The sequence below is a fragment of the Aestuariivivens sp. NBU2969 genome (assembly GCF_019931125.1).
Lineage (GTDB): Bacteria > Bacteroidota > Bacteroidia > Flavobacteriales > Flavobacteriaceae > Aestuariivivens > Aestuariivivens marinum.
Genome location: NZ_JAIOUU010000040.1, coordinates 1 through 8854 on the forward strand (window position 1 = coordinate 1; position 8854 = coordinate 8854).

Here is an 8854-nt window from a genome sequence, read left to right on the forward strand (position 1 = left end):
AATCATACTCTTCAAAACCTTCAATCACACCTTTTGCAATGTAATTGGGATGAGCCTGCTTCCCTTCATACTCTCGCTGACATTGAACCTCTACAACCTGTTGATGGTTTCCGATTGCAAGTGTTTGATTAAATCTTACGGTTCTGAAAAAATCACCATGAGTATGCTTAACCGCAAATATCAAATTTGGGTGAGGTTCAACCTGATTGGTTACTGCTAGATAAGTTGCAGGATCATATTGAAAAATATCATGTACCCATGTCCTGTAAAAAAGCGTTTTGTTTCTTTTTACACAAACCTCTTCGCGTAAGATTTTTAACAATTCTATATTGTCTGGAATACTTTTTTGCCCCTTTCGTAGCGGACTGTTTCCCAGATGATGTGGTGTATCGTGTAAATAAGTCTCTCCGAAACGTAACATTAGTCCATCAAGATCAGGAAATGTTTCAAAAATCTCTGCTATTTGAATTCTCAAAATCTTTTTGGTCATTTCTTTTCTGATATCTGGTTTATGATAATTCTCTGAATCCACTTTATCTATAAATTCATCGGCTACCATTTGTTTACCATACTTTTTCCAAACTGATTTTGGAACAACCAGAAAATCGGTAAACGGGTAGAGCTTTACACCTGCTTTTTGGGCTTCTTTAATCTTCTTGTTAAGCTTAACAGCGTTGGTTTCTATCCATTTTCTTTCTTCAGAACCTTCGGGCACAATACCTTTATCAAGTAAATCGTAGGTTATACCACATTGAACATACCAATGGGGTGTCATCCCGTTAAAGCCCATCTCTTTCACATATTTAGGATTGTTAAATTCTGACACTCGTGGTGTAAGACCTAAATTGTTATATACCATATCCATAATGTATTTCGAACTTGTAGCTCGTTTGGATATTTTACTATCTTTTTCTATACAAGAAAGAATTGCTGTAATCAGAACAAGTAAAATGATTAAGTTTTTCTGTGTTGCTTTCATTTTCAATTTTTTTAATTAAAAAACTAAACGATTTATATATGCTTTGAGGAGCTATCTACTTCCAGTTGTATTGTTCTTTTGAAATTTCAAACCTTTGTTCTCCTCCCTTTTTTATAGTTACAAGTTCGAAAGCCACCAACCATTTTATTGGTCAGTTGGTAAAATCCTCAGTAGTGCGATAAATATGTGAATATCATCGCAATCCCTCTGCCCTGTATTCCTAAAGGTAGAGTTATATGTATAAACTCGTTCTTTTCAAACATCTTTTTATTAAGTTTGATATTTGAGTAATTAAAAGTGAAAAACTTAATCCTAAAAAAGATTCTGGAGACTATACCATTGTTTAATATAAGCTTAGGATTTTTCGTTATTTGAAGTTTCGATTTCTCTTTAAAATTATCTCGTATCTAATCTGTTGATTACCCAAATACATTTTATAATACAGGTAAAAATATAACTACAAAATTTCTTTTCAATATTAATTTATGTTGTTATTGAAAAGAAATAGAATGGTTAGTTTTGGCTATACCAACCATTCTATTTAAAAAACAATCTAAAAAACTAACTAATAATAAACTAATTTAATACGTTTATAAATACTAAGCTTAATTATATTTTTTATTAAAGGTTAACTAAACGGTCTTAATTATAATTAGGATTTTGTTCAAGTACCTCTTGTGTATTTCGTTCAATTTCACTAAAAGGAATTGGAAATAAATTATTATGAGGCTGTACTGTGTTTCCTGAAAATGGATTACCCAAAACCGTTCTATCATAAAGCTTATCCAATCTACTCAATGTCATCCTTCTTTGCTCTTCCCAATTTAATTCTCTCATGCGCTCATCCAATATATAGTCTATATCTACATCTGCTGGATCAACAGGGATAGCATTAGCCCTGTTTCTAAGCATATTGATGTCGGCAGCCGCTTTATCTTCCTGTCCTTTACCCAAGTACGCTTCGGCTCTTAATAAATAGGTCTCGGCTACTCTCATTAAATACCAATCTGCATGTGTTTTTCCTGAATTCGAGGCCATTAATCCTGTTGACGGATTAGACATGGCTGCAGTAGGGTGATCATTTTTTGTAGTTACCTTAGTTATATAAGGATGAAAATCTCTTAATGTATCCTGAGCAGACAGTCCATCAAACCAACTTTGAGGATAATCACTCGTTTTTATTCCAAAATAAGCTGACGATGGGTTATCAGTAACCCAATATCTTTGAATGTTTCTATTGTTATTACGAACGTCTACATCCCAATTGCCTCCTTTTTCCCATATAGTATGAGTAAAGTATGGCGTAGGCCTTATAAAACCTACTGGTCTACCACCATTCTGTGTGCTAGCACCAAAAAATATTTTTACGCCATCTGGGTCATTTACAAACCAGTAAAGAGGACCGTAACACCTTTCGTACAGGAAGCCTTCGGTATTGTTGGCTACAGCTGATCCACCAGGAACATCAAATTCAGATTGTAAAACCAAAATACCTTCTGTATTACCACTGCTTCTATTTTGATTAAATCTTTGAAACAAATCCCAATACGGATCACCTTCATCTCCTGCCCTATTTCCAAAACGTGTTGTCATAAGGGCAATATTAGGATCATCGATAACACTAGTAGCCGCATCAATGGCTAAGTCCCACTCTTTAATAGTAATATAAAGCTCAGATAATGTATGCAGAGCTGCAGCATTACTAACCCTACCCGGTGCATCAACTTCAGCTACACTTGGTAAATTTTCGGCAGCAAATTTTAAGTCTAGAATGGCCTGATTCAAAGTTTCTTCTTTTGTGGATCTTACAAAATCCCTTCTGGGACTTGTAATCTCCTCAAGCACTAGGGGAACTCCACCATATAAATGTACTAAGCAACGATAAGCATATCCTCTAAAAAATAAGGCTTCAGCAATGTGGGCATCTTTTTCAGCTTGACTTGAATACACTACATTTTCAATTCTGTTAAGCACAACATTAGAAGTAAATACAATATCATACAATTGAGACCAATAGCTAGATACAATTCCCGTAGTAGGAAGCAAATTGGCAGGGTAATTACCAAAATGGCTATCAGCAGGATTCCTACATGCCATTCCTAAATCTGTCCCTACGTGCAAGTAAGCTGTGTTTTGCCAATTACCATCATTAAACCTCAAAAGTCTTCTATATTGAGAAAAAAGCGTTGCCTCAATATCTTCTGGTTTAGTAAAAGAATTCTCTGGACTTAAAAAATCTAGAGGGGTCTCTAATAATATGTCTTCATCGCATGCACTTACACTAAAAAAAATAAAGGCTGCTATAATAATTTTATAATATTTCATACTTAAATAATTAAAAAGTTAAATTTAAACCAAGGGAAAAACTTTTCATCACTGGCAAACTATATGAAGTAACACCGCTAGCTGTTTCAGGATCTCCTCCAACCCAATTTGTCCAAGTAGCTAGGTTTTTACCACTAATGTACACTCTAGCAGCATCAATTGCTAAGTTTTTAACCAAATTAGCAGGAAGGTTATACGTAATATTTACATCTTGTAACCTAACAAAACTTCGTTGTCTATATATTGGAGAATTAATTGGATTATTATACCTTAATCCAGAATATTCTGCATTCGGGTTTGAAGGTGTCCAATAAGAGTATTCTCTTGGCATATTCCAATTATCTGAATTATTAGAACCCCAAACTGGTGTATTACTGGCATAATAACCACTTTTACCTCCTTGTATTGAATTAATAAAGGCACTCGCAGTCCAATTTTTATAACTAAATTCGTTATAAATACTAAACCTATAAGCTGGTTCTGTGTAACCTATAATTGAACGGTCTTCCAATGGTGTAATCAAGTCATCACCATTAAAATCTCTAAGTATATATTGACCTGCACGATAACCGCTTGGAATATTATCTCCTACTTGATAAATTCCATCAACCGTATAATTATATATAGCGCCAATTGCTTCTCCAATGAACAGCCCATTTGCAATTAAATCATCTTCGACTCCATCTCCATCATCATCCCTACCCAAGATGCTCACAATTTTGTTTTTATTTCTTGAAAAAGCTACGGTACTTCTCCATTCAAAATCATCTGTTTTAATGTTTGTAGATGAAAGTGAAATTTCCAATCCGTTATTAGCAACTTCCCCTATGTTAGTTGGTAAGGTAGAAAAACCTGTAATTCTAGGTAAATTAACATTAAACAAAATGTCTTCAGTTGTGTTGTTGTAATAATCTATAGACCCGCTTAATCTATTATTTAACACACTAAAATCCATCCCAACATTTAATCCAGTTGTTGTTTCCCAGCCCAAATCGTTATTAGCCAAAGCTGAAATATATTGACCATAAGCAGAATCTCCACCGTCTCCAAAGACATAAAGAAAACGCCCAGATACTCTTGCTAAAGTTTGATACCTTCCTACTGTACGATTACCACTACTACCGTAAGAGCCTCGGAATTTTAGATTATTTACCCAAGGCAAAGCATCTGCCATGAATTTCTCATTACTAGGAACCCAGGCAAGTGCAATGGAAGGGAATGTTCCAAATTTATTGTTAACACCAAATCCAGAGAAACCATCTCTTCTAAATGTTAGTGTCGCTAAATATCTATCATCGTACCCATAATTTAATCTACCCATTTGGTACAATGCATCTTCTTGAAAAGCACCTGAACTAACTAATTGTTGATCGGTTGCTCCACTCTCTAAGCTATTGTAACCTAGTGCCTGATTAATAAATATTCCTGAATTGGCATTTGTATTGTCTCCACTACGACTTTCTTTACCATAAAGCAAAGTTACTTTTACATCGTGTTTGTTATTAAATGTTCTTGAATAAGTTAGAATGTTATCAATAGTTTCATCAGTGTTCAGACTGTTATTTTTATATGCAGAACCTTGTTCGGTATTTCCAAATTTATCAAACCGATAGTTTCTTCTTGTTCGGTAATTGGTTGAATAGTTAAGGCGATATGATAATCCTTTAACAAAAGGGATTTGAATTTCTGTAAAAAAAGTAGCAAACAAATTCAATCTTTTATCTAGATCGTCTATTTCTAAATTAGCTAACGGATTTCTTACAGCACCCTGTGGCCAAAGATTTAATGTGCCATCATCATTATAAGGAGCCACCAATGGAGCTAATAAGTGCGCACCCCATAAATCTGTTGAAACACCAGAATAATCTGAAGAAGACATAAACGTTTGAAGTCCTATATTCCAACCATCTGCAATTTCATTCTCAAAATTCACCCTCAGGTTTACCTTACTAAAATTGTCATTCTTCATATAACCTTTATTCTCTGTATAACCCGCAGATAGATAGTAAGAGCTCTTTTTTGTACTACCCGCCATACTTATATTGGTATTTTGAATGTAAGAGTTTTGTGTTGTAAGATCTAGCCAATCAGTATTTGTACCATTATTAAAACCTTCTCTTACCTCGGGATAAACAAATCTAGTTGTAGGATCAAAACTCGGATCTCTTTCAGTATAATTTGGAGCCAAAAATGCTTCTTCCCAATAATAATTACGAGTTTTATTTATATAACCTTCCCTAGTTGATGGATTTATCATCCTGCCAGGGGTTTGAACTGAAAGATAACTAGAAAAATTAAAAACTGGCTTTCTTTCTTCTCGTCCTGCTTTAGTAGTGATGATAACTACTCCATTCGCTGCTTGAGAACCATAAATAGCTTTAGAGCTAGCATCCTTTAACACATCTACAGATTTAACATCTGCATTATTTATATCAACTAAACTACCCCTATAAATTATTCCATCAAGAATAATTAGAGGATTCGAAGCACCAGAAAGGGAAGTCCTTCCTCTTACAGATAAGCCTGGATTGCCACCAGGACTAGTTACCGCTCCAACATTTAGACCAGGAACAGTACCTTGTAATGATTGCGCAACACTTACATTTGGTTGATTTTGAAATGCTTCAATATCTGCCCTAGCAACAGAACCAGTAAGATCCTTTCGTTTTACAGTACCATAACCAACAACTACAACTTCATCAAGATTAGAAACATTTTCTTGTAATACTATTATCACCTCATCTTGATTTGCTACTGAAATTTCCTGAGGCACATAACCAAGATATGAAACGACAAGTATAGCTTTAGAAGTTGTCAAGCTAATAGAAAATTTTCCGTCAAAGTCTGAAACAACTCCATTGGTTGTTCCTTTTTCAAGAATACTTGCTCCCGGTAAAGGATCACCATTAATATCTTTAACAGATCCTTTTATAGATTGCTGCAAAGCTACAGTTTCAAAATTTAAATTTTCAGAATACCCTTCTGCTTTCATTGATAAAATCGAAATACAACACAAAAAAACTGTTACCTTCAATTTTAACTTGAGTTTGGTTTGGTTACTTAATAATAACCTTTTAGTATTTTTTTTCATACATTATTGGTTTTAATTAATTAATTTAGTTTGCTTCATTGAGAATGAGTTTAAAATCACACTTGTCTGCAATTAGTTATGTAAAAATAGTTTAAGGATCTCTCATTGTCTAGTGAAATATATTTTGATTATGATGATATATTTACATATTATTACATATAACACTAAGGAATACTTATTGAATTTATACAATAAACGTATATACAAATAAGGTTACACATGTAATGTTTTATTTTTTTTAATGCAAAACAAGAGAAGTCAAAATTTATTCTTTGCAAAATTGATTAACAAAATAAAAATTTTAGAGTAGATTGTTATAGATATATTTTTATAGTAGTTAACTAAATTCCAATGTATTAATTTGCTTAAAAATTTATTTTTTTACAACAATTTAGGTTAAAAATAAGATTGATTGAATAATTGTTCCGTTTCTGTAATTAAAAACATACAAATTATTACTTTGAATATAACATATTCTATAAATTTATTTATGTCACTATATAAAAGCTGAATTAAGCATTTTTATACTCTTATAACATTTTATTTATTTATTATATATTTACATATTAAAAAACTTTGTTCATGGAAATATTTTATGAAAAAATTCCATTTCCAATTAATTCTTCTCTAAGAGCTAGAAATATTAAAATTCAGCATTTTACTATTCCTCTACATCAACATGAAGAACTAGAAATTGTTTATGTGTTAAAAAGTTTTGGAAAAAAATATATTGGGGATTCTATAAAACCCTTCAAAAAAGGAGATTTGGTATTGATAGGAAGTCGTCTACCGCATACTTGGAAAAATGATGAAATATTTTATAATAATAAAAATTACACTACCCAAGTTATAGTTATTCAATTTCCAACAAATATTATAGATTATTTTTCAAATTACCACCCTGAATTGTTTCATATTTCAAAAATGTTAAATAGTTCAACACGCGGTATTTCATTTGGAAACAAAGTAGCAGACAAAAACCATTCACTACTTATTTCCTTATGTAATTCAAGTGGGTTTGATAAGATTATGAAATTTACTCAGTTGCTACACAACTTATCTGTTTCGGAAGATTTTGAATTTCTTGCATCCTTAACGTTTAAAAATTTAGAAAATAATTCGTTTAAAAGAATAACTCAAACACTTGATTTCATTTCTCATAATTTTAAAAAACAAATATATCTTGATGACTTAGCATCAAATTTCAACATGTCTAAATCTGCTTTTTGCAATTATTTTAAAAGAAAAACTGGGAATACTGTAATAAGCTATATAAATGAACTTAGAATTTCATTTGCTTGTAAATTATTAATTGAATCCGATAAAAACATTATTGAAATTGCCTATGATTCAGGTTTTAATAATATTTCTAATTTCAATAGGGCTTTTAGAGTTATTATTGGAAAAACTCCACGTGAGTACAGAACATTATGGTCTAAATCTAATTGAAATAATTTTGATCTTATGGATGACGAAAACCAAGCAAATATGTAGCTTACAAGATAACTGTATTGACCACTTTTACAATACATCAATAATATTAAAATCAGCATTATAAAATGCTCAATAGGTGTAAAAAACCAATATTTATCTAGCAAAACTTTAATGCTCTTTCCTTAAAATCTGAAAAACTCTTTCGGTTAAAAGGGTTGCTTCTTTAGCAACCCCTTCATTATTAAAATGAATGCCGTCATTAGTGTAATATTCCGGCTCATTGGCAGTTGCGGCGTAAAAATCAATAAGTGTTATATTGTTCTTTTTTGTAAACTCTTTAAGGAAGCTATTGCGTTCAATAATTTGTTTGTTCCTGTCTGCAAATGCTTCAATGTTGTTTTTTTCTCTTATGGCAGTGGTATTTACCCAAATAACAGATCGTTTTGCATTTTCCTTCAACAAGTTATAAACCACTGGAATGTAACCGGCATACTGTTCAATATTGTAATCTGCTCCGTGTAGGCCATTGTTAAACGCTATGATATCAAACTCATTTATCATTAAAACCGACTCAAGTTGTTTAATAAAAACTGGATCTCCCAGACTTTTTGAGCTTGTAAATTTGCTGCAGCTTACACTATCACCAAGATTCCGAGCCACAACAGGATAATATCTTTCCACATGCGAATCGCCTATTAACAATACCTTGGGCTTAAGCGTATCGTTGGTATTTACAATCCACGTATGTGTCCATTCGGTATTTTCATTGATCTTTTCTCCTTTTAAGTTACTGGTCTGTGTAGTACAACCAGATATAAAATGAACGGCGAAAAGCAGTAGCAGTAATTTATTTTTCATAACGTATCAGTTAACACATTCAATGATGATATTAGTTAGTCGGCCCTCGTTTAGGTACTGACTTTATTTGCCAATTACACTAAAAGTACTTATTAAAGGGCATGCCAAGGCATTTTCGATTTTTAAACGCACCTTATCTGTTGCAGGAAATTCAATATCGGTTGCCG

The 8854-nt window shown here is 32.5% G+C and carries 4 protein-coding genes and 1 pseudogene; 1 reads left to right on the plus strand and 4 read right to left on the minus strand.

The window, feature by feature from the left end; translation table 11 throughout:
- The 3 genes and pseudogenes from K7G79_RS14350 to K7G79_RS14360 all read right to left on the minus strand — a co-directional run.
- Positions 1 to 979, minus strand: a pseudogene (locus K7G79_RS14350) (hypothetical protein); the annotation flags it as partial.
- 642 nt (positions 980 to 1621) lie between these two features.
- The gene (locus K7G79_RS14355) at positions 1622 to 3304 is read right to left on the minus strand and encodes a RagB/SusD family nutrient uptake outer membrane protein (protein WP_223552293.1); all 1683 of its coding nucleotides are present in this window, start codon (positions 3302 to 3304) and stop codon (positions 1622 to 1624) included.
- Between the two features lie 10 nt (positions 3305 to 3314).
- On the minus strand, positions 3315 to 6395 hold the full coding sequence (locus K7G79_RS14360; protein ID WP_223552294.1) for a TonB-dependent receptor: 3081 nt from the start codon (positions 6393 to 6395) through the stop codon (positions 3315 to 3317).
- A 582-nt stretch (positions 6396 to 6977) separates the two neighbouring features.
- Here K7G79_RS14360 and K7G79_RS14365 point away from each other — a divergent pair.
- On the plus strand, positions 6978 to 7844 hold the full coding sequence (locus tag K7G79_RS14365) for an AraC family transcriptional regulator (protein WP_223552295.1): 867 nt from the start codon (positions 6978 to 6980) through the stop codon (positions 7842 to 7844).
- Between the two features lie 153 nt (positions 7845 to 7997).
- On the opposite strand, the gene K7G79_RS14370 is transcribed toward K7G79_RS14365, so the two are convergent.
- Entirely contained in the window at positions 7998 to 8687 is a 690-nt protein-coding gene (locus K7G79_RS14370; RefSeq protein ID WP_223552296.1) for a hypothetical protein, read from the minus strand.
- Between the last annotated feature and the right edge of the window lie 167 nt (positions 8688 to 8854).

Coding starts and splice junctions, on each gene's coding strand:
- K7G79_RS14355 (WP_223552293.1), bottom strand. CDS start 3,304: ATGAAATATTATAAAATTATTATAGCAGCCTTTATTTTTTTTAGTGTA.
- K7G79_RS14360 (WP_223552294.1), bottom strand. CDS start 6,395: ATGAAAAAAAATACTAAAAGGTTATTATTAAGTAACCAAACCAAACTC.
- K7G79_RS14365 (WP_223552295.1), top strand. CDS start 6,978: ATGGAAATATTTTATGAAAAAATTCCATTTCCAATTAATTCTTCTCTA.
- K7G79_RS14370 (WP_223552296.1), bottom strand. CDS start 8,687: ATGAAAAATAAATTACTGCTACTGCTTTTCGCCGTTCATTTTATATCT.